This window comes from Rhizobium sp. BR 314, from assembly GCF_047445805.1.
In the GTDB taxonomy this organism is placed as follows: Bacteria; Pseudomonadota; Alphaproteobacteria; order Rhizobiales; family Rhizobiaceae; genus Rhizobium; species Rhizobium lusitanum_B.
In genome coordinates, this window is record NZ_JARWLA010000037.1 from 44,084 (window position 1) to 64,874 (window position 20,791).

A 20,791-nucleotide genomic window follows, 5' to 3' on the forward strand; every position below is an offset into this window, starting at 1 on the left:
TTGAAATTTCTCCCCGCGCCCTGTCAAAATCGCGCCGGTTCAAACGTCACTGCTGCAGCGGGCACTGAAGCTCCGCGTAACGCGAGAAAGGAACGCGTCATGCAATATATGCTGTTGGTGTATTGGAACGAAGCTGAACACAAGAATGCTAAGAAAGAGCAGAAGGCCGAGATGTTTGCGGCCTATGCGGCCTACACGGAAGTGTTGAAAAAGGCCGGAGCGTTCCTGGCAGGCAGTGGATTGCAGGATTCCTCGACGGCAACCGTGGTGCGTGCGCCGGATGGCAAGCCCTCGGTTCTCAACGGCCCCTATATCGAGAGCAAAGAGCAATTGGGTGGCTACTATCTAATCGAGGCGGCTGATCTCGATAGCGCCGTCCTCTGGGCAGCTCGTTGTCCGGGCGCTCAGCATGACACGGTGGAGGTTCGCCCTCTCATGGTTTATTGACGCCGTGTCGCCAGAAGACGACCAGCCTGCTATTAAGGCTGCCGAGGCGGTTGCGCGCCGAAGCTATGGCAAACTGGTCGCCATTCTCGCGGCGCGCACGCGCGATGTGGCCAGCGCCGAAGACGCCCTATCGGATGCCTTTGCCTCTGCCCTGGCCAATTGGCCAGTCAATGGCGCGCCGCATAACCCCGAGGCTTGGCTGCTTGCCGTTGCCCGGCGCAAGATGATCGACGCCATCAGACGCGGACGGGTCGGCGCCGCCGCCTCCGAACATCTTCGGCTCATGGCGGAGGAGTTGGAGGCAACGGCGAGCCGAACGCCGGAAATTCCCGACGAGCGCCTTGCTTTGATGTTCGCCTGCGCACATCCGGCAATAGAGCCCGGCATCAGAGCGCCGCTGATCCTGCAGACGATCCTCGGGTTTGACGCACAGACAATCGGTTCCGCCTTCCTGGTCTCGCCTGCCGCAATGGGCCAACGACTGGCGCGGGCCAAAAATAGGATTCGACGCGCCAAGATTCCTTTGCGCGTGCCCGACAAGGCAGACATGCGCGGGCGCCTTGGCGCAGTTCTGGAAGCGGTCTATGCGGCCTATACGGAAGGCTGGAGTGATCCGGCCGGCGCCGATGCGAGCCTGCGTAACCTGGCCGAGGAGGCGATTTGGCTCGGCCGGCTGATCGTCGCGCTCTTGCCAACGGAGCCCGAAGCGCTCGGCCTGCTTGCGCTGATGCTCTATTCACATGCGCGGCTTGATGCCAGGCGCGGTTCGGCCGGCGAATTCGTACCGCTGGCCAATCAGGATGCTGCTCTTTGGGACGAAGGGTTGATCGACGAGGCTGAGAGGTTGCTTATTCAAGCCAGTGCATTTGACGCCTTCGACCGCTATCAATTGGAAGCGGCGATCCAATCGGCCCATGTCGCGCGACGCCGAACAGGCAAGACTGATTGGGTGGCGATCGAGCGCCTCTACGATGGTCTCTGCGCAATTACCGGCTCGCCCGTGGCTGCCATCAATCGAGCGATCGCCGTGGCACAGACGCGTGGCGCGGCCGCTGGGCTGGCGGCGCTGCCGACGCTAGATCCCGGTAGCCGGCTTAGCGAGTATCAACCCTATTGGGCAGCGCGAGCCGAACTTCATGCAAGAACAGGCGAGATAATGGCGGCATGCGAGGCCTATGACCAAGCGATTGCGCTGGAAATAGATCCCGCGGTCCGCCGATTCTTGCAAAAGCGACGAACGGAAAGCATGGCGCCAGTTAGCCCCGAGGGGCGTCAGACAAAGACAGATCCTGACAAAACAAGCTTGCTTTGAGTTACGCTAATTCTTACACGCTCGTCAGAGCAACGCATCAACGGACTTGTTCTTCCCAAAATGAATCTCTTCTTCTCGGCAGGTATTGCGAGATCAAATACTTGAATGAATCACCTTGAATTGGTTTTGATACCGGTTCCGCCGGTCGGTCCCAATTCCGTCTCATTTCCTGACCAGAAGTCGAAGGGAATCAATGCTCGCGAAACAAATCGGACGCATGAGAAAACCCACGATTTTACACGCCGTCGCCCTCGCCGGCGGACTGCTGTTTGCGCCGGCGATCGTGTCGGCGCATCCGCATATCTTCGTGGAAGCGCGGCTCGAAGTGCTGGCGGGAGCGGACGGCAATGTGCAGGAACTGCGCAATGTCTGGCGTTTCGACGAGGTGTTCTCCTCCTCAGTACTGATGGATTTCGACAAGAACACCAATCTGAAGCTCGACGCGGACGAGCTGAAGGAGGTCGGCAAGACCGTGCGGGAATCCCTCGCCGAATATGACTACTATGCCAACCTGACGCTCAATGGCAAAAGCATAAAAGTCCAAAAGCCGGACATCATCAATGTCGATTTTCGCGACGGCCAGCTTCTGATGTTCTTCGCCGTCAAGCCAGCCGAGCCGATGCCGCTGGCAAAGGGCAACAAGCTCAGCTTCGGCATCTACGATCCCACGCTCTATACCTCGATCGATTTTCCGAGCGATAAGGAGCTGGTGACGGAAGGCGATGCCTTCAAAAGCTGCACACCGAAGGTCGTGCGCCCGAACCCGGATGAAGTCATCGCCGAAAACAAGGCGACGTTGACGGATGCCTTCTACAACGATCCGACGGGCACGACGATGTCGAAACTCTTCGCAACGCGGATAGACGTCCAATGCTGATTTCGAGAGTAGGAAAGCTCGCTCCGGCTGCAGCATTCGCCCTTCTGGCGGCAGCCGGCCTCGCCCATGCTGCCGGCTCGCCGCTTGGCATCGGCACGGCCGAGCCGAGCTTCCAACCGATGGGCGGTCCGCTTGCGCCGATCTTCCTCTATGTGAATTACGAGCAGCAGGCCTTCTATCGCGCGCTCACAAAATCCATCGAAGCCATGCGCCGGGATCCCTGGCAGCTCTGGACGTTGATCGGCCTCTCTTTCGCCTATGGCATCTTTCATGCTGCCGGTCCCGGCCACGGCAAGGCGGTCATTTCCTCCTACATGGTCGCCAACGAGATAGAGTTGAAGCGCGGTATCGGCATTTCCTTTGTCTCGGCGCTCATCCAAGGCCTCGTCGCCGTCCTCGTGGTCGGCGTTGCCTATTTCGTCCTGCGCGGCTCCGGCATCACCATGACCATGGCCACCAACGCAATGGAACTTGCCAGCTTCGTCATGGTCATTCTGTTCGGCTGCTGGCTTCTGTTCCGCAAAGTGCGGACGATGCTTCAGAACCGGGCGCAACGCCGGGAGATCGAGCTTGCGACCTCCGCAGGACCGATCAGCCTGTCGCTCTTCGCAGGTGCCGCTACCGGCACCGATTCCGTGCGGGGCTTTGCGCGCAGCGTCACCGCCGCCACGTCTGCCACAGGCGGCTATCAATGCTACGATCCCGCCCATGCGACAGGCGACGGCGCCTATTGCGAGACCTGCGGCCACGCGCATCTACCTGACCCCAAGATGCTATCGAGCGAGAAGTTCAGCGTCCGCGAAGCCTGGTCTGCTATCATCGCCGTCGGCCTGCGCCCCTGCTCCGGGGCGCTGCTGGTCATGACCTTTTCGATGCTGAACGGGCTTTATCTCGGCGGATTGCTGTCGGTGCTCGCCATGTCCATCGGCACGGCGTTGACCGTTTCGCTGCTTGCAATTATCGCGGTTTTCGCCAAGGGCACCGCCATGCGTTTCACCCGCAAGGGTTCGCGGCTCTCGGCATGGGTCGGCAACAGCATCGAGATTCTCGGCGCGCTGCTAGTCGTCTGCACCGGCATCATCCTGCTCGGCGCGTCACTGCAGAATTAAGGACGGCTTACCGCTGCCCGCGGTGCTGATAACGCGCCCTCAGCCAGAACACGAAAAAGAAGGCCAGGATAACCAGCACGCCGAAGCCGGTGCCGAGCCATGGCGAAAATGTTCCGAGCCAGACGATGACGTTCGGCATCAGATAGAGCACAGCCGTTGCGACCAGCAAAATAATCCCCGCTGCAATCGCCGCCGAGCGCGTGTCGCTTTTCTTGTCCGTCAAATCGCCGATTCCTAGCACGCCGTGAAATGTGTCGGCGAAGGCTTAGGCCAGCCGCCGACGAAAGGCAACCGGCCCGTGTTTATCAGCTTCAGACTTTGGCGCCTGCAACTGTCGCCTCGATATGATCGACCAGCGCATCGGGCAGACCGAGGCGTCCGGCCAGCAAATCGAGGTAGCCGCGCTCGGCTCTGGTGTCCGGTTCGATCGTCAGCCGTGATGCCGTATAGACCTGCACCCGCTGCTCTTCCGTCTTTGCCGAAGCCACGATGGTATCGAGATCGACAGGATTGGCAAGCTCACGCTGGAAGAAGGCTTCCGCCTCGGATCCTATGCCCGATTCCTGTACCTTGCCTAGAATGCGCTGGCGTTCGGAATCGTCGATGTGGCCATCGGCGCGGGCGGCCGCGATCATCGCGCGGACCAGAGAGAGCGTGAAATCATTGCTGGCGATGGCCGGCACCGTGCTGAAGCCGGAATCGGAGGGAGGCGGCAGGAATTGCGGCTCGGCCTGAGGGGCAGTTTGCGGAGCAGGCTGCGGCTGATTACCGTCGCGATAATTTTTGTAGGCCTGATAGCCAAGCCCGGCGATGGCGGCGAGGCCTCCGAGCGTCAGGACATTGCCAGCGACCTGACGTCCCGTCTTCGTCCCAAGCAGCACACCGGCGATCGCGCTCGTTGCCATGGGATTGTCGCGGGCAAGATTGATGACCTCAGTCGCCTTGTCCTTGACGCTACCCTGCATTCCGGGAACCTGAGATCCCAAAAACTGGTCCAGCAGCTTGCGGGCATCGATCATGTGGTGCTCCTTCCGTCCTGTTGATGGTGACAGGGAGATAGGAAGCGCAACCGCAAATACCAATCCGCTGGATAGAAAAAGGCGCGCATGGAGCCACGCGCGCCTTCGAAATCGAATGGAAACGAGGGCCTCAGCCCTTGAGCGCGGCGGCCTCTGCGGCAAGCCTGGTGATCCCGGCCCAGTCACCGGCCGCAACCAGCTCCTTCGGCGCGACCCAGGAACCGCCGATGCAGACGACGTTCGGCAGCGACAGGTAGTCATGGGCGTTCTTCAGAGAAATGCCGCCGGTCGGGCAGAAAATCGTACCCGCAAGTGGGGAAGACAGAGCCTTGAGATAGGCAGCGCCGCCAGCCTGCTCGGCCGGGAAGAACTTCAGCACCGTATAGCCCTCTTCCCGCAGCGCCATGACTTCGCTGGCAGTGGCAGCGCCCGGCAGCAACGGCACATGCGAGGAGCGGGCGGCATCGAGCAATTCCTGCGTCGTACCTGGGCTGACGATGAACTTCGAGCCGGCTTCGACGGCCGCGTCCCACTGGGCGACATTGAGGATCGTGCCGGCGCCGACTTCGGCCCCTTCCACTTCCTCGGCCACGGCGCGGATGGCATCGAGAGCGCCGGCGGTGCGCAGCGTAATTTCGATCGCCTTCAGGCCGCCGGCAACGAGCGCCCGCGCCAGAGGAACGGCCGATTTCGCGTCTTCGACGATCAGCACGGGAACGACCGGCTGCAATTTCAGAATGGAAAGAAGCTTCGCAGTTTTCTCGCCCATGGTCGGTACGCTCCTTTAAAACGATTGAAATCCGGCTTTCGAATAACCTCCCCAAGGGTGCTTGTCGAGACAAAAGCGCACTCTCGCGACGATGGGTAGGAATCCGCTCTGACTTGCTATAGGCTAGACTGATCTGTGCCGGTGGAGCATGTCAAACGCATGGCAAAAGAGATCGAGCGAAAGTTTCTGGTGCGCGGCGATCATTGGCGGAATTTCGTGTCGGAGAGACTGGTTCTGCGACAGGGATACATCGCTTCCATGGAAGATCGTTCAGTGCGGATCAGGCTGACGAACGAGAGCGTCGCGACCTTGACGATCAAGATCGGCAAGAAGATGACGCGTGACGAATTCGAATACGAGATCCCTGTTCCAGAGGCGGAAGAACTATTAGGGACAGCTCTTGGGCTCGTCATCGAAAAGACCCGCCACAAGGTGCCCTTCAAAGGCTTTGTCTGGGAAGTCGACGTCTTCCGCGGCGCCCATCGCGGCCTCGTCATCGCCGAGGTCGAAATGGAAGACGAAAGCGACAATCCGGAATTGCCGGACTGGATCGGCCGGGAAGTGACCGGTGACTACCGCTATTCCAATCAGGCGCTCGCGACCCAGTTCGAACGGGAGTATGATGAGCTATCGCATACGGCCTGACCGGGCCATTGATGGCGAGGTACACAGGGTCGCCGCGCATCAGCTCGGCAAAGCCATGGCTGTCCTTCAGGATCGCCCACAAGGACTGCACGAAGCGGTGCATGCCGCCCGCAAGAATATCAAGCGCGTACGCGCGCTCTATCGATTGATCGCACCCGTCGCCCGTGAATTTCAGCGAAGAGAGAACGCCCGGCTTCGCGACATGGCGCGTTCGCTCTCAAGCGTACGCGACGCAACGGCGCTGATCGAGGCCGGCCGCTACCTTCAGGAGGCGACGACGCTTGATGACGAGCGACAGGCGCTGTTTCGCGTTACCGATGTCCTGACCGCCCGGAGAGACCGCTTGTCCAAGGMGGAAAGCGACCTCGAAGACAAGGCGCAAGCCGCGATCGCCGCCTGCAACGATGCCATCAAAGCCGTGGGCGATATCTCACTCAAATGCGGCAGGCGCGACACGGCCAGCCTGCTCGAGAAAAGCTGGCGCAAGAATGGCCGCAAGGCGGTGGAAGCCCTTCACCAATGCCGCAGCAGCGATGCCCATTTGGAAAGCTTCCATGACCTGCGCAAACGCAGCCAGGATTGCTGGATGAACCATATGCTGCTGCGGGATGTCTGGCCCGCCGCCATGCATGCGAAGCAGCTGGAAGCCAAAGCGCTGGTCGATGTGCTCGGTCGCTATCTCGACCTGTCGATCCTGTCTGAAGTCACTGACCGCGAACCGCAGCTCTTCGACGGTAGCGACGACCGCGCCCGCCTGCTGGAAGCGATCATCTCCCGCCAGCAAGCCGACCGCGAGGATGCGCTAAGCCGAGCCCATTGGGTCTTTGCCGACAAGCCGGAGCGCGAGGCCCGAACGATCAGACATCTGTGGCTGGAAGCGGCGGATTGAAGCAGCCGACCTGGTGATCGAGGCGGCAAAATCAGCTTTCCGGCGCCTTTTGCCGGCCTTTCCCACCACCTGAACCATCGCATTCAGCCAGGAATGCCGGGCCTTCACGCAAATCCCATTGCCTGAAAGCTCACAAAATTGTATTTCCCCGCCATGACCGACATCCTTTCCGACCCACGGCGCGAGGCGACCGGCGCATTCCTTGTTGCCGCCCTCTATCATTTCGTTTCCTTCCCGCGCTTCGAAAGCCTGCGCGAGCCCCTCTTTGCGCTCTGCGAGGAAAACGGCGTCAAAGGCACGCTGCTCCTTGCGCATGAGGGCATCAACGGTACCATTGCCGGGACGGACGCGGCCATCGGCGCCGTGCTTTCCTTCCTGCGGGCGCAGCCGGAATTTGCCGGCCTGGAGCACAAGGAAAGCCGCGCGTCGAAAATGCCTTTCGTGCGTATGAAGGTGAAGCTCAAGAAAGAGATCGTCACCATGGGCGTCGAGGATGTCGACCCCACCCGGGTCGTCGGCACCTATGTTGCGCCGAAGGACTGGAACGCGCTGATCTCCGATCCCGATACCATCGTTATCGACACTCGCAACGACTACGAAACCGCCATCGGCGTCTTCAAGGGTGCGGTCGACCCGAAGACCAAGACCTTCCGCGAGTTTCCGGAATGGGTGCGGGAGAATACCGGCCTGCACAACAAGCCGAAGATCGCCATGTACTGCACCGGCGGCATCCGCTGCGAGAAGGCAACGGCCTTCATGAAGCAGCAGGGCTTTGACGAGGTCTACCATCTCAAGGGCGGCATTCTGAAATATCTCGAGGAAGTGCCGGCCGAGGAAAGCCTGTGGGAAGGTGCCTGCTTCGTCTTCGACGAGCGCGTCTCGGTCGAGCATGGGCTGAAGGAAGGCAATCATAGGCTCTGCCACGCCTGCCGCAGCCCGATCACCGCCGAAGAAGTGACGTCACCCTTCTATGAAGCAGGCGTTTCCTGCAGCCATTGCTATCATCACCGCAGCGAGGAAGACCGCGAACGCTACCGTGAAAGGCAGCGTCAAATCGCGCTTGCCCGCAAGCGCGGCCAGCAGCACATCGGCTGAAATCTCAAGCCGCGGCGCCGCGCTCTTCATCGAGCGCCGCCGCTTTCTGGATCGAGAAGCGCTTGGTAATCTCGGCCTCCGGCATCGGCTTTCCGTAAAAATAGCCCTGCAGCTCGTCGCAACCGAAATTCTGCAACGCTCTTCCCTGCTCTTCGATCTCGATACCTTCGGCTGTTACCGGGATGTCAAGCGAGCGAGCCAGCGCCACGGTTGCGCGCAGCATCTCGCGGGCACGGCTGTCCTCCAGCACGTTCATCGTCAATGAGCGGTCGATCTTGATGCGATCGAACCCGAACTGCCTGAGATAGCCGATGGACGAGAAGCCCGACCCGAAATCGTCGAGCGCCACTTTGACGCCAAGCATCTTCAGCCGCTCGATCGACTGACGCGTGCGCTCCGGATTTTGGATGATATAGCCTTCGGTGATTTCCAACGTCACGCGTCCGGCCTCGATCTCGGTGCTGTTCAGCACGCTGCGAACGTAGTCGGCGAAGGCTGGATTGCGGAACTGGCCGGGCGAGACGTTGACGGCAACGCGCAGGTCCGGCCATTGTTGCGCCGCTTCGCATGCCTTGCGCAGGACGAACAACCCGAGCGCCTCGATCAATCCAGTGGTCTCAGCGACGGGAATGAATATTTCAGGCGAAATCGGTCCGTGGCCCGGACGATTCCACCGCACCAGCGCCTCGACACCGGTCATTTCGCAGCTCGAAGCATCGACCAGCGGCTGATAGACGAGCGTCAATTCCTCCGTCTCGATCGCGCGGCGCAGATCGAGTTCCAGAACGTTGCGCTCCTCGCGATGCGCATCCATGGCGGTCTCGTAGCAGGTCATGCGGGCACGACCGGCCTCCTTGGCCTTATACATGGCAAGATCGGCGCGGCGCACCAGCTCCTCGCGGTCGATGCGGCCTTCGGCGGAGCTTGCAATACCGATGCTGGCCCCGACAACGACGACACGTCGACCGATCTCCAGCGGCTCAGACAGGAAATCGAGGACCTGTTCGGCCAGCCGCAAGGCGGGCGCGTCGTTAAGTTCCGTGGTCGGAAACACGATGGCGAACTCATCGCCTCCGAGACGTGCGAGAGACGCCTGCGGTGGTACGAGCACGCTCAAGCCCGCCGCCACGGCGCGAATGAGCTGGTCGCCCGTGCCGTGCCCATAGGCGTCGTTAATTTCCTTGAAGCCGTCGAGATCGAGATAGAGAAGCAGGACATTACTGCGGTCAGCACGCGCCCGCTCCACCAGCCGATCGACATCGAGGCGCAATCCCTCGCGATTGAGAAGGCCGCTCAGGCGATCGCGCAACGAGCCTTGGCGCGCCTGCACTTCCTCAGCCCGCAGCCGGCGCCCCGCCAACGACCCGAGGATCAGCAGCACGACAAAGAAAAGGCCAACCAGACCAAGCGCGCCAAGCACCAGCGGCCGCACCTGCTGGTAGCTCTGATCGCCCGGCTCTCGCGAATTCCAGACCAGCCGCCCCAATGGCTTACCCAGAGGGTCGACGATGGAGACGGCGTATCGTGCCACCGTCTCCGCCGGCACCAGCTTCAAACCGCTGATGACATAGATATTCGAGAGCATTTTGATCCGCGCGGCGTCAAAGTAGCGCACGAGGATCAGGTAGCGCCGCTTGCCTTCGGGCACCGGAATCCGGCCGGATCTCTCGCGGATCGTCGCGGCGCCCACAGCAGCAATGCCATTGCTAGTCATGATGTAGCCGCTCGCCTCAGGCACGCCGGTCACGAGCGTACGACGCGCTTGTTCGACGAGAGCCCAAATGGCGGTCCCGAGAACATCCTCGACCTTCGCCGTCATAGGCTCGCCATCGTGAAAGGCAACGATAGGCTTATTGTTGTCATCGACGATGATCGCCGTGTCGAACAGGGCACCGTTGGAGGAGATATCGCCGTAATTGCCGGCAACCCAGCCTTGATCGTCCTTGCCGTAGACGTTTTTCGCCGCATCATTACGTGCGGAATGATCGTGTAGCGTCGCCTCGAGCTGCCCTTGAAAGGTCTTGAGCGCGCCGACAGTCGTCTCCCAGGAACGCTCGTCATCCAGCTTGTTGGAATAATCGGCCACCCGGCCGATCGCGGTAAGCACCATCAGCGTCACGACGGCAACGACCACTGCGAAAGTAATCAAAACGGCCGTCACGATGGAATGACGACCGACCTGCGTACTCTGCCGCAATGACTCGAAAACTGCTCCCAAGGTCTTTTCTCCTTGGGACCTAACTCTGCAGTCAGGACTTCAATAAACGGTTAAGGCGAATTCGAGATTCATACAGGAAGGGGTTGCAAATTTGCCGACACCCGGAGAAATCACCGATCGGCCGAAATCGCTCCCTCGAAACGGCTGAGGCTGGCGAGCAGCAGACCGCTGTCGCGTGCCTCCGAGAGAATGTCTGTCTGCACCTCGTCACTCTTACCAGCAATCGGCAGGCGCAAAAACGCCTCCTCGACGATGCGCAGCGACATGGTTCGCAATACTTCGGCAAGCTGCTCCAAGACCAAGTCGCCGCGATGTGAGGCATGAGCGAACATCAGCGGTTTGAACGGCACCTCGTCGCGTGACACCAGCCAGTCCAGAGCATTCTTGAACCCGCCCGGCATGCCATGAGCATATTCCGGACAGGAAACGATCAGGCCATCCGCCTGTCGGATCTTCCTCGCGAATTCTTCGACGATGGCCGGCGTCCGTTCGCCCTCATTGTCGGGATTGAAGATCGGCAAGTCACCTATCAGATCGCAGATCTCGATGGTAATGCCTTCAGGGCATCCAAGCCGTAGGGCTTCCAGCAGCCTGCGGCTGGCCGAAGCCTGCCGCTGACTGCCACAAAGTGCATAAAGGAAAAGCGGGCGCAGGGTCATGCGCAAACCTAACAGGCCCCACCGATTCGGGCGATAGCTACCCTCCCCTTGAGGGGGAGGGTCGGACCAGAGGTCCGGGGTGGGATGACGATTGCGGATCGCAGGTCACCCCTGCCCGCGCGTTCCGCGCGACCTCATCCTTGAGGGAGAGGTGAGGCCGCATCAATCCGCCTTATGATTGCCTTTCGGAAACTGGGTCGCAAGCTCCCGGTACCATTTGCCGCTCTTCTTGATGGTGCGCACCTGCGTCTCGTAATCGACATGGACGAGGCCGAAGCGCATGCGATAGCCTTCCGCCCATTCGAAATTGTCCATCAGGCTCCAGGCGAAATAGCCGCGCATCGGATAGCCGTCCTTGATGAGATCGGCGACAACACCAAGATGCTCGATGTAATAGTCTAGACGCGGCTGGTCATCGACCTCTCCGTCGACGACGCCCATATTGTAGCAGGCGCCGTTCTCGGTGATGTAGCACTCCGGCAGGTCGTAGCGCTTGTTGAGATCCTCGACGACGTGCTTCAGGCCAGGCGAATAGACCTCCCAGCCGATATCCGTCTTGACGTCGCTGACTGGCGACGCTTCCTTCGTCCAGGGGAAATCGCCACTCTTGGAGCCGTCATCGTGGACGCGCATCGGCATGTAATAGTTCAGACCCCACCAATCGAGCTTCTGATTGATGGTCTTCAAATCGCCGTCCTCGATGACAGGCATGCGATCGCCAAGCGCCTCGACGAACTCCTTGGGATACTCGCCCTTGAAGATCGGATCGAAGAAGGCGCCATTGTGGAACTGATGAGCGCGCTCGACCGCGGCGAGATCCTCGGGAAGGTCCGAGCCCGGCAAGATGGAAGCGGCGTTGAGCACGATGCCGACAGGCACCTTCGGCGCCACGGAGCGGATCGCCTCGACGCCAAGACCATGCGCGAGGTTCATATAGTGCATGGCGTGAAGCGCTGCCTGCATGTTGCGCTCGCCCGGCGCATGAATACCATAGAGATGGCTCAGCCAGACTATGCACCAGGGCTCGTTGAAGGTGGCAACCGAATCCAGACGGTCGCCGAGGCGGCCCATAACGGTCTTGGCATAGCGCTGGAAGGCATGCGCCGTCGACCGTGCCGTCCAGCCGCCGTCACCGGCAAGCGTCAGCGGCAGATCCCAATGGTAGAGCGTCGCGAAGGTTTTGATCCCGCGTGCCTTGCAGCCATCGACAAGGCGATCGTAGAAATCGAGGCCGGCTTCGTTCACCGGGCCGGTGCCGTCGGGAATGATGCGTGGCCAGGCGATCGAGAAGCGATACGCTTCGACACCCATATCCTTGATCAAATCCAGGTCCTGTTCCAGCCGATTGTAGTGATCGCAGGCAACATCGCCATTATCGCGCTGATAGACGCGGCCAGGCATGTTGGCGAAAGCATCCCAAATGGACGGCTTGCGGCCATCGGCCTTGGTGGCGCCTTCGATCTGGAATGCGGCGGTGGCAACGCCGAACGTGAAATCGCCGGGGAAGCGATCGGCAAGAAGCTTCGGATCGATCATGGTGAAAATCCCGTCTGTTTTGGCTTCGTTGGCTGCGGTTTAACCAAGCGGCCCGACAAAGTACAGGGGCGGCGGCGGAAAACTGCAACGTTACAGATATCGACAATTCACGCCTGCCCGGTGAATTCCGGAAAGTTCACCGGCATCGGCGGGATCTTGGCACAGCTCGATAACATCAATGTCAACAGTCGTGACTTGTCTTTCGGCCACGGATCAATTGAGGGTAGCGCTCAAACCTGACAACGAAAGGATACAAATGCTCCCTGCGCTCCACGCTTTTCAACCTCATCTGCTGAGCCTCCTGCGCATCGTCGCATCGCTCGTGCTATTCAGCTATGGAACGCAGAAGGTACTACAATTCCCGGCAGCAGACACCGTGCCGCCTGTCGGATCCCTGCCCTGGATTGCCGGCCTGCTTGAGCTGACCCTCGGCTTCCTCGTCCTGATCGGTTTCAAGACACGGATCGCCGCCTTCGTGCTGTCAGGCCTGATGGCGTTTGCCTACTTCCTGCGCCATGCGCCGCAGAGCTTCTATCCCGCGCAGAACGGCGGCACTGCTGCCATCCTCTTCTGCTTCATCTTCCTGTTTCTCGTTGCCGCCGGCGGCGGCCCCTTCAGCGTCGATGCGCTGACGAGGCGCAAGCAGGAAGTCGCGGCCTGAACAAGCAGGTTCGAGGCAGTTACGCCGCCTCGAACCCTATCCAAAGCTTAGAGCTTGACCCAGGCGCCGTTGCGCTTCGAGGAAGCGACGCAAGCCTCGACAAAAGCCACGCCCTTCACGCCATCATCAACGGTCGGATAGATCACGGCCGGATCGATCACTACGCCCTTCTTGCGGGCATTGATGGCGCGCGCGGCCTCGGTATAGATCGTGGCAAACGCTTCCAGATAACCTTCCGGATGGCCCGACGGGATGCGCGAGACGCGCGCTGCGGCAGCGCCGGAACCTGCACCATTGCGGGTGATCAATCGCTTCTGGTCGCCGAACGGCGTGTACCAGAGATAGTTCGGATCGGCCTGCGTCCACTCGATGCCACCCTTGGTGCCGTAGACCCGGAGCTTCAGGCCATTTTCGTGACCCGGTGCCACCTGGCTGCACCAGAGCATGCCCTTTGCCGGCTTCTCCTTGCCCTTTGCTTTGAAGCGCAGCAGCACATGGCCGTTGTCATCGAGACGACGGCCTTCGACGAAGCTGTCGAGATCGGCGGCAAGGCTGTCGAGTTCGAGGCCGGTCACGAAGCAAGCGAGGTTGTAGGCATGCGTGCCGATATCCCCCGTGGAACCACCGGCGCCGGACTGCGCCGGGTCGGTACGCCATGCCGCTTGCTTCTGGCCGGATTGCTCGATGTTCTCGGTCAGCCAGTCCTGCGGATATTCCACCTGCACGATACGGATATCGCCAAGCTCGCCATTTTCGACCATCTCGCGCGCCTGACGGACCATCGGATAGCCGGTGTAGTTGTGCGTGAGGATGAAAAGCGCGCCGCTTTCGTCGGCCACCTTCTTCAGCTTCTTGGCGTCGGCAAGATTGGAGGTCAGCGGCTTGTCGCAGATGACGTGGATACCGCGACGCAGGAACTCCTTGGCGGCATCGTAGTGCACATGGTTCGGAGTAACGATCGAGACGGCTTCGATGCCGTTCTTCAGCTTGGCTTCCCGGATCGCCATGTCGCGATAGCTGGAATAGGTACGCGAGGGATCTAGACCGAGATCGCGCCCGGAAGCGGCAGCCTTTTCCGGCGAAGACGAGAGCGCACCCGCAATAAGATCGAATTGATCGTCAATGCGCGCCGCGATGCGATGCACCGCGCCGATGAATGCGCCGGCACCGCCGCCGACCATGCCAAGCCGAATGCGCGGCTCCCGCGTCTGTTCCGATGATCCTTCGATTGCCATTTTTTCCTCCTGAGAATTGAATTGTATGAACGCGATCGCCTGCAGCAATCGTCCCCTCTCTCCCGCATGCGGGGAGAGGACTAGGGCGAGGGACCGGGCCTTCTGCAAGCTCTGAATTAGCGGAAATATCGAAGAGGCCGCTCAATCGTTTGAGTCCACCTTCTCCCCGCACGTGCGGGGAGAAGGCTTTGGATTATAGCCCCAGCATACGGCGGTTTGCCGCCTGATCAGTGCCGCTACCGGCAAAGTCGTCAAAAGCCTTTTCCGTGACGCGGATGATGTGCGCCTTGACGAATTCGGCGCCTTCGCGTGCGCCGTCTTCGGGATGCTTCAGTGCGCATTCCCATTCGACAACAGCCCAGCCGTCGAAGTTGTTGGCCGTCATCTTCGAGAATACGGCGCCGAAATCAACCTGACCGTCGCCAAGCGAGCGGAAGCGGCCGGCACGCTCGACCCAGCCCTGATAGCCGCCATAGACGCCCTGTCGGCCGGTCGGGTTGAATTCCGCATCCTTGACGTGGAACATCTTGATGCGGTCCTTGTAGATGTCGATGTTGTCGAGATAATCGAGGCACTGCAGGACGTAGTGCGAGGGATCGTAGAGCATGTTGGCGCGCGGGTGGTTCTTCACGCGCTCCAGGAACATCTCGAAGGTAATGCCGTCATGCAGGTCTTCGCCCGGATGGATCTCGTAGCACACATCCACGCCATTTTCGTCGGCATGGTTGAGGATCGGCGTCCAGCGGCGGGCAAGCTCTTCAAAAGCGGTTTCGACGAGACCGGCTGGGCGCTGCGGCCAGGGATAGATGAAGGGCCAAGCGAGCGCGCCCGAGAAGGTCGCATGCGCCTTGATGCCCAGATGTTTTGAAGCCGTCAGCGCCATCTTCACCTGTTCGACAGCCCATTCCTGGCGCGCCTTCGGATTCCCGCGCACTTCCGGAGCTGCAAAGCCGTCGAAAGCTTCGTCATAAGCGGGATGAACCGCTACGAGCTGGCCCTGCAGATGGGTCGAAAGCTCCGTTACCTCGACACCGTTCGAGCGGGCAATGCCGGCGAACTCGTCGCAATAATCCTTGGAGGAAGCTGCCTTCTTCAAGTCGATGAGCTGGCTTGCCCAAGTCGGAACCTGCACGCCGACATAGCCGGCATCGGCAGCCCATTTCGTGATCGAATCCCACGAATTAAATGGCGCGGTATCGCCTGCGAATTGTCCGAGAAACAGGCCGGGGCCCTTGATCGTCTTCATATGTAATTCCTCCCTAGTCGCGCTCTGTAAACGTTTCCGATGCCATTCAGACCCATGTTCGAGGCGGAATGGGATACCATGGCCTAAAAAAACAATAGGGTCATCAGGATGAAAGTCGAATGCCTCATGACCTAATCATGGCCTGCCGCTGACGGCAAGAGGTACGTGCCGCAAAAATTCTCGCCCGCTGCGAAACAAGGCCGCATACCCATAAAAAACGCCCGCCGGAACCGGCGGGCGCAACTGTTCAAATCAAAGATCAGAACGGTGAATCGGCGAAGTAGAAGTCCTTGGCATTGGCCTTGGTGACGAGCGTCGCATCAAGGATGTAGTTGCCGCGAACCGGAACCTGATTGTAGAAGTTGGCGGCGGTCAGTTCCATGGCCGTGCCGACCATCGCCGGCGGATAGAGCACATCGACCGGGATCAGCTTGTCGCCGTCCATGACCTTCTTGATCATGTCCTTCGAACCGGCGCCAGCAACGATATACTTGATATCGGTGCGCTTGGCCTGATCGATCGCCTGTAGCACGCCAACGGCCATGTCGTCATCCTGGCACCAGACGACGTCGATCTTCGGGAACTTGGTCAGGTAGTCCTGCATGACCTTGAAGGCGTCGTCGCGGTTCCAGTTGCCGTACTGGCGATCGAGAACCTTGACGTTCGAGCCGGCGATACCCTTATCGAAGCCGTCCTGGCGCTGCTGGTCGATCGGAATCGGCAAGCCACGGATGACAACGACCTGCGCGTCCGGGGTATTCTTCTTGATGTATTCGCCTGCCGTCTGGCCAAGCGCCGGATTGTTGCCGGCGACGTAGAGGTCACGGACGGAATTGTCGTTGCTGCTCGGCGCACGGTCGACGAGCGCGACGAACTTGCCCTTGTCCTTGACTTCCTTGATGGCATTGACGAGCGGATCCGGATCAGACGGCAGGATCACGAGAGCGTCGATGCCCTGCGTCTCGAGATCCTGTACCGCGTTGGCCTGGCTTGCAGCATCGGGCGAAGTCTTGACGATGACTTTCAGGCCGGGATGCTGGGCCATCAGTTGCTTGGCGACACGCTCGGCGTGGAACACCACGCCCGAAGTCCAGCCATGGTCGGCGGCCGGAATGGAAACGCCGATCGTCACCTTCTTGTCTTCCGCATGTACCGTGCCGGCGAGCGCCGCGAGCACGACGGCAACGCCCAATAGTCTTTTGCGCATTTTATCCTCCCACATTGAAACAGGGCCTTGTCCTGATGACCGGGCGCCCCCTGACCCGGTTATTCACGATTTTCGCACCAGCGAACGCTGGACGAGCATCGCAATGATGATGATCGCCCCCTGGATGGCGCCGATCAGATATTCGCTGATGAAATTGGACAGCAGCATGATGTTGCCGACCAGCTCGAGGATGAAGGCGCCGCAAATCGTACCCCATACCCTGCCCGCACCGCCCTTCAGCGCCGTGCCGCCGACGACGACGGCAGTGATCGCCTGCAACTCCCAGAGAATGCCGGTCGTGGCCGAAGTCGAGCCGAGCCGCGGCACGTAGAGAAGCACAGCGATGGCAACGCAAAGCCCCTGAATAACGAAGGCGATGGTGCGCACGCGGTTGACCGCAATGCCGGAATAGCGCGCGACATCGCTGTTCGAGCCAACAGCGACGACATGCCGTCCGTAGCGGGTGCGATAGAGAATGAAGGCGGCAACGCCGGTGACGGCAAGGATCACCACGATCGGAACCGGCACTCCGAGGATGGAGCCGAAATAGGCCGGGCGATAGAGCGACTGCAGTTCCGGCGAACGCAGGGTAATCGCGCCGCCCTGCGATAGCCAGGTCGTCAACCCGCGATAGACACCCATGGTGCCGAGCGTCGCGATGAAAGGCTCGATCTTGCCCACGGTGGTAATCAGGCCGTTGGCAAGGCCGCACAGCGCACCGGCGACGATACCGAACACCATGGCCGCTGCCAGCATCAACGTCGGATCGGCGATGACACCGGAATTCATCAGCAGGATCATCAGGCTCGCCACGAAGGCCACCATCGACCCCACGGAGAGATCGAGATCACCTGCCGAAATGACGAAAGTCGCCCCTACCGCGATAATGGCGATGAAGGCGCTTCTGGTCGCGACGTTGGCAAGATTCGTGATGCCGATGAAGTTCGGATTGACCAATGCGCCGACGATCAGAAGCAGCACCAGTGCTGCAAACGGCGCAACGGCCCTCAAATCGACATCCCGCCAGGAGCGCCCCCGTCGACCTGTCTTGCCGCTGCTGTCTTCGCCCACGCTCATAACCAAAACCAACCTCCCGTCCCATGACTGCTGGGAATTCGCCCTGCCCTGCACCGCCCGTTCAGGCGGCGGTCTTCTTCTTCAGGCCCGCCGCATAACGCATGATTTCCTGCTCTGAGATCTCGTCGCCCTCAAGCATCCCGACGATGCGGCCTTCGCGCATGACAGCGATCCGCGTGCACAGTCCGATGACTTCGGGCATTTCCGAGGAGATCACGATGATAGAATGACCGTCGCGCGCCAATGCCGAAATGAAATGATAGATCTGCTGCTTCGTACCGACATCAATGCCGCGCGTCGGCTCGTCGATGATGATGATCTGCGGCTCGGTCTCCATGACCTTCGCCAAAAGCAGCTTCTGCTGATTGCCGCCGGACATGCGGCCGGCGACGATATTTCCATCGCGAACGCGGATATCGAAGCGGCGGCGGGCGCGTGTCAGCGCATTCGCCTCGCTAGAGGCGCTGAGATAGCCGAACTTGCCGTGCCGATCGAGCGACTGAAGAGTGAGATTGACCGCCATGCCCGAGTTCAGCAGCAGGCCCTTGGATTTCCGGTCCTTGGTCATATAGGCAAGCCCGGCATCGATGGCCGCATGTACATCGTGCGGCGGCACGGTCTGGCCATTGGCGACGACCTCGCCGGATGCGCGCGAGCGCAGGCCGACGACCGCCTCCATCAACTCGGTGCGACCCGAGCCGATCATGCCGGAAAAGCCTAGTATCTCGCCCTTGCGCAACTCGAAACTCGCGTCGCGGACGTAGCCTGTGGAAAGCGAGTTGACGCTGAGCACGACCTTCTCGTCGACATCGGGCTCGTTCTTCGCTGGATAGAGGCTGGAAAGTTCGCGCCCGACCATCAACTGGGCGATTGATTCGCCGTCGAGCAGCGAAGTCGGCGATGTCTTCACCCATTGGCCGTCGCGCAACACCGTAACGCGGTCCGTCAGTTCCATGACTTCATCGAGCTTGTGGGAAACGAAGACGAAGCTCGTTCCCTGGTCGCGCAGCTTGCGCACCTGCTTGAACAGGAAATTGGTCTCCTCGCGCGACAGAACGGCTGTCGGCTCGTCCATGAAGACGATCCGCGCGTCGCGGCTGATCGCCTTGGCGATCTCCACCATCTGCTTGTCGGCGATGGAGAGCGAACTGATCATGGCGTTCTCATTGACATGCGAGCCGAGAAGATCGAGCACGCGCCGCGTCTCCGCGCGCATATACTTACGATCGAGCACGCCAAAGCGCGTGACTTCGCGACCGAGAAACAGGCTCTCGGTAACGGTCAGATGCTCCGCAAGATTGAATTCCTGGTGGATGATGACGATGCCGAGCGCTTCGGCAGCACCGTTTGGCGGCAGCTTCACCGGCTTGCCATCAAGCAGGATTTCGCCAGATGTCGGCTGCTCGAAACCGGAGAGAACCTTGACGAGCGTCGACTTGCCGGCACCGTTTTCGCCCATGAGCGCATGAATTTCGCCGGCTCGCAGATCGAAGTTGACGCTGAACAGCACCTGCACGCCACTGAAGGCCTTGGAAATCCCTCGCGCAGACAGCACCACCGTACCGTCGACGGCTTCCGAATTCATTGAACCCTCCCTGCGGTCCCACCCGCTTTCCATGGTATGTAAACCTTTACATACATCGTGTAAAGGTTTACATCATTGGATATCGTACAAAATTTCGCGGTTACCTTTGACCTCCACGTAAGTCTGTGTAGTCTCCAGCCCGAGACGAGACCCCAAGGCAGAGCGCAGTGTCGAATTCCACGCCCGCAACTATCGAAGACGTCGCCCGCATTGCCAATGTTTCGATCGCAACGGTTTCGCGAGCCATCCACACACCGGAAAAAGTCGCCAATTCCACGCGACTGAAGGTCAACCAGGCCATTGCCGTCACCGGCTATACGACCAATGCCATGGCGCGCAGCCTTAGGCTCGGCCGGTCGAACATGATTCTCGTCGTTGCCCCCGATATCGGCGACCCCAACTTCTCCAATATCCTGATCGGCCTGGAGAATGAGGCGCGTTCGCATGGCTACGGCATCCTCATCGGTCATACGCAGAACGATGCGCAGCGCGGCCTTGAATATCTGAAATTCCTCAATTCCAACCAGGCGGCGGGGCTGATCCTTTTCACGGGCATCCTGCCTTTCGGCCATCAAACGATGACGGCAAGGCTGCCGCCGAGCGTCGGCGTTTTCGAGCCGGTCTTCAACGGCGGCATTCCCTATGTTGGCGTCGACGATATTGCCGGCGCGCGCAAGGCCGTCGACCTGCTGATCGCCGAGGGCCATCGCAAGATTGCTTTCATCGGCGATTCCCGCACCCGCCTCGCCTACAGCCGCCGGCGCATGGGCTATGAAGCCGGGCTCGATGCCGCCGGCATCGGCCACAACCTGCGCATCATACTCGAAGGTGACGGCACGATCGAAAGTGGACGGCTCGCCGTTGAGCAGCTCTTCATGCGTGACACGCTGCCAACGGCCTTCATGTGCGTCAATGATCAGACCGCGATCGGCGTGATGATTGGCCTGAAAACACGCGGCTACGACATTCCCGGGGATTTTTCGGTGACCGGCTTCGATGACGTGCCGCAAGCTGTCTTCATGACGCCTTCGCTGACGACGATCCGCCAGCCGCGCACCGCCATCGGCAAGCACGCCATGGCGCTGCTGCTGGAACTCCTTTCTGATGGCGAGCCACCCGAGACGGAGATCCTGCTGCGACCGGACCTCGTGGTGCGAAACTCGGTTTCTGCACCGTCGCGCGCGCGGCGATAGGAAGGTGCTACG

At 60.3% G+C, this 20,791-nt stretch carries 20 protein-coding genes; 9 read left to right on the plus strand and 11 right to left on the minus strand.

Annotated elements, in window-relative coordinates; genetic code table 11:
* Positions 1 to 99 precede the first annotated feature (99 nt).
* The 4 genes from QD461_RS30295 to QD461_RS30310 all read left to right on the plus strand — a co-directional run bounded on the left by QD461_RS30295 (position 100) and on the right by QD461_RS30310 (position 3,745).
* Positions 100 to 447: a YciI family protein gene (locus tag QD461_RS30295; protein ID WP_092850243.1), complete on the plus strand. Its 348-nt coding sequence runs from the start codon at positions 100 to 102 to the stop codon at positions 445 to 447.
* Positions 410 to 1,759 carry an RNA polymerase sigma factor gene (locus QD461_RS30300; RefSeq protein WP_414090906.1) on the plus strand — a complete coding sequence of 450 codons (1,350 nt, stop codon included), beginning with the start codon at positions 410 to 412 and terminating at the stop codon, positions 1,757 to 1,759. Before QD461_RS30295 ends, QD461_RS30300 begins: the two co-directional genes overlap by 38 nt.
* 217 nt (positions 1,760 to 1,976) lie before the next feature.
* The gene (locus tag QD461_RS30305) at positions 1,977 to 2,636 is read left to right on the plus strand and encodes a DUF1007 family protein (RefSeq protein ID WP_414090907.1); all 660 of its coding nucleotides are present in this window, start codon (positions 1,977 to 1,979) and stop codon (positions 2,634 to 2,636) included.
* Positions 2,630 to 3,745 carry a nickel/cobalt transporter gene (locus tag QD461_RS30310; protein ID WP_414090908.1) on the plus strand — a complete coding sequence of 372 codons (1,116 nt, stop codon included), beginning with the start codon at positions 2,630 to 2,632 and terminating at the stop codon, positions 3,743 to 3,745. Before QD461_RS30305 ends, QD461_RS30310 begins: the two co-directional genes overlap by 7 nt.
* 7 nt (positions 3,746 to 3,752) lie before the next feature.
* On the opposite strand, the gene QD461_RS30315 is transcribed toward QD461_RS30310, so the two are convergent.
* The 3 genes from QD461_RS30315 to QD461_RS30325 all read right to left on the minus strand — a co-directional run bounded on the left by QD461_RS30315 (position 3,753) and on the right by QD461_RS30325 (position 5,533).
* The gene (locus QD461_RS30315) at positions 3,753 to 3,968 is read right to left on the minus strand and encodes a hypothetical protein (RefSeq protein WP_414090909.1); all 216 of its coding nucleotides are present in this window, start codon (positions 3,966 to 3,968) and stop codon (positions 3,753 to 3,755) included.
* 88 nt (positions 3,969 to 4,056) lie between these two features.
* A complete protein-coding gene (locus QD461_RS30320; protein ID WP_414090910.1) occupies positions 4,057 to 4,764 on the minus strand; it encodes a tellurite resistance TerB family protein in 708 nt (235 codons plus the stop codon).
* Between the two features lie 130 nt (positions 4,765 to 4,894).
* Positions 4,895 to 5,533 carry a 2-dehydro-3-deoxy-phosphogluconate aldolase gene (locus tag QD461_RS30325; protein WP_184702432.1) on the minus strand — a complete coding sequence of 213 codons (639 nt, stop codon included), beginning with the start codon at positions 5,531 to 5,533 and terminating at the stop codon, positions 4,895 to 4,897.
* 159 nt (positions 5,534 to 5,692) lie between these two features.
* Here QD461_RS30325 and QD461_RS30330 point away from each other — a divergent pair, with 159 nt between their 5' ends.
* From QD461_RS30330 to QD461_RS30340, 3 genes are all read left to right on the plus strand, one after another.
* Entirely contained in the window at positions 5,693 to 6,178 is a 486-nt protein-coding gene (locus tag QD461_RS30330; RefSeq protein ID WP_414090911.1) for a CYTH domain-containing protein, read from the plus strand.
* Positions 6,153 to 7,067 (plus strand): CHAD domain-containing protein, encoded by a 915-nt coding sequence (locus QD461_RS30335; protein WP_414090912.1) that lies wholly within the window; start codon positions 6,153 to 6,155, stop codon positions 7,065 to 7,067. Before QD461_RS30330 ends, QD461_RS30335 begins: the two co-directional genes overlap by 26 nt.
* Before the next feature lie 153 nt (positions 7,068 to 7,220).
* Positions 7,221 to 8,162 (plus strand): rhodanese-related sulfurtransferase, encoded by a 942-nt coding sequence (locus QD461_RS30340; protein ID WP_414090913.1) that lies wholly within the window; start codon positions 7,221 to 7,223, stop codon positions 8,160 to 8,162.
* Positions 8,163 to 8,166: 4 nt separating this feature from the next.
* Here the strand turns inward: QD461_RS30340 and QD461_RS30345 are convergent, their stop codons facing one another.
* The 3 genes from QD461_RS30345 to QD461_RS30355 form a co-directional block, all read right to left on the minus strand.
* Positions 8,167 to 10,380, minus strand: a complete 2,214-nt coding sequence (locus QD461_RS30345; protein WP_414090914.1) for an EAL domain-containing protein — start codon at positions 10,378 to 10,380, stop codon at positions 8,167 to 8,169.
* Positions 10,381 to 10,490: 110 nt separating this feature from the next.
* Positions 10,491 to 11,039 (minus strand): NADPH-dependent FMN reductase, encoded by a 549-nt coding sequence (locus QD461_RS30350; protein WP_414090915.1) that lies wholly within the window; start codon positions 11,037 to 11,039, stop codon positions 10,491 to 10,493.
* A 162-nt stretch (positions 11,040 to 11,201) separates the two neighbouring features.
* Complete coding sequence (locus tag QD461_RS30355) at positions 11,202 to 12,575, minus strand: GH1 family beta-glucosidase (protein ID WP_414090916.1); 1,374 nt, start codon at positions 12,573 to 12,575, stop codon at positions 11,202 to 11,204.
* Between the two features lie 256 nt (positions 12,576 to 12,831).
* On the opposite strand from QD461_RS30355, the gene QD461_RS30360 reads away from it, so the two are divergent.
* Positions 12,832 to 13,236 carry a DoxX family protein gene (locus tag QD461_RS30360; protein WP_414090917.1) on the plus strand — a complete coding sequence of 135 codons (405 nt, stop codon included), beginning with the start codon at positions 12,832 to 12,834 and terminating at the stop codon, positions 13,234 to 13,236.
* Between the two features lie 47 nt (positions 13,237 to 13,283).
* On the opposite strand, the gene QD461_RS30365 is transcribed toward QD461_RS30360, so the two are convergent.
* The 5 genes from QD461_RS30365 to QD461_RS30385 all read right to left on the minus strand — a co-directional run bounded on the left by QD461_RS30365 (position 13,284) and on the right by QD461_RS30385 (position 19,586).
* Positions 13,284 to 14,471, minus strand: a complete 1,188-nt coding sequence (locus QD461_RS30365; RefSeq protein WP_414090918.1) for a Gfo/Idh/MocA family protein — start codon at positions 14,469 to 14,471, stop codon at positions 13,284 to 13,286.
* A 193-nt stretch (positions 14,472 to 14,664) separates the two neighbouring features.
* Positions 14,665 to 15,717 carry a sugar phosphate isomerase/epimerase family protein gene (locus QD461_RS30370; protein ID WP_414090919.1) on the minus strand — a complete coding sequence of 351 codons (1,053 nt, stop codon included), beginning with the start codon at positions 15,715 to 15,717 and terminating at the stop codon, positions 14,665 to 14,667.
* Positions 15,718 to 15,976: 259 nt separating this feature from the next.
* Complete coding sequence (locus tag QD461_RS30375; RefSeq protein ID WP_414090920.1) at positions 15,977 to 16,924, minus strand: substrate-binding domain-containing protein; 948 nt, start codon at positions 16,922 to 16,924, stop codon at positions 15,977 to 15,979.
* Between the two features lie 63 nt (positions 16,925 to 16,987).
* Positions 16,988 to 18,001, minus strand: coding sequence for an ABC transporter permease (locus QD461_RS30380; protein WP_184703214.1), 1,014 nt, complete (start codon positions 17,999 to 18,001; stop codon positions 16,988 to 16,990).
* A gap of 61 nt (positions 18,002 to 18,062) precedes the next feature.
* Positions 18,063 to 19,586: a sugar ABC transporter ATP-binding protein gene (locus tag QD461_RS30385; protein ID WP_414090921.1), complete on the minus strand. Its 1,524-nt coding sequence runs from the start codon at positions 19,584 to 19,586 to the stop codon at positions 18,063 to 18,065.
* 167 nt (positions 19,587 to 19,753) lie between these two features.
* On the opposite strand from QD461_RS30385, the gene QD461_RS30390 reads away from it, so the two are divergent.
* Positions 19,754 to 20,779, plus strand: a complete 1,026-nt coding sequence (locus tag QD461_RS30390) for a LacI family DNA-binding transcriptional regulator (RefSeq protein ID WP_414090922.1) — start codon at positions 19,754 to 19,756, stop codon at positions 20,777 to 20,779.
* The last annotated feature ends 12 nt before the right edge of the window (positions 20,780 to 20,791 follow it).